1 protein-coding gene is annotated in these 235 nt (G+C 73.6%); it reads right to left on the bottom strand.

Translation table 11 applies throughout. From position 1 onward, the window contains the following. Positions 1 to 235: magnesium chelatase subunit ChlI family protein (locus tag SB660_RS23805; protein WP_486304231.1), on the bottom strand; the 235-nt coding region annotated here is incomplete at both ends.

Below are 235 nucleotides of genomic sequence, written 5' to 3'. Positions count from 1 at the left end.
CGAGCAGGGCCTGGTCGCGGGGTTGCAGGCGGCACACGCGCATCGTGCCGCTCTGGTCGAGGCGTGCATTGATGGCGCCGCCGCGCGCGAGTTGCCGCGCGCGGGCCGCGTCGACGCGCGACCGAATGCGGTCGCTGGCTTCACCCTCCGGCGCGTCCGGTCGCAATGCGGCAGGCGGCAGGCGGGGCACATCGACATGCAGATCGATGCGGTCGAGCAGGGGGCCGGAAATGCG

Origin of the sequence: Bacillus sp. SIMBA_005 (assembly GCF_046535585.1) — a bacterium.
GTDB lineage: Bacteria > Bacillota > Bacilli > Bacillales > Bacillaceae > Bacillus > Bacillus pumilus.
The sequence above is the reverse complement of the archived record's forward strand: the minus strand, read 5'-3'. Positions and strand labels throughout refer to the sequence as shown.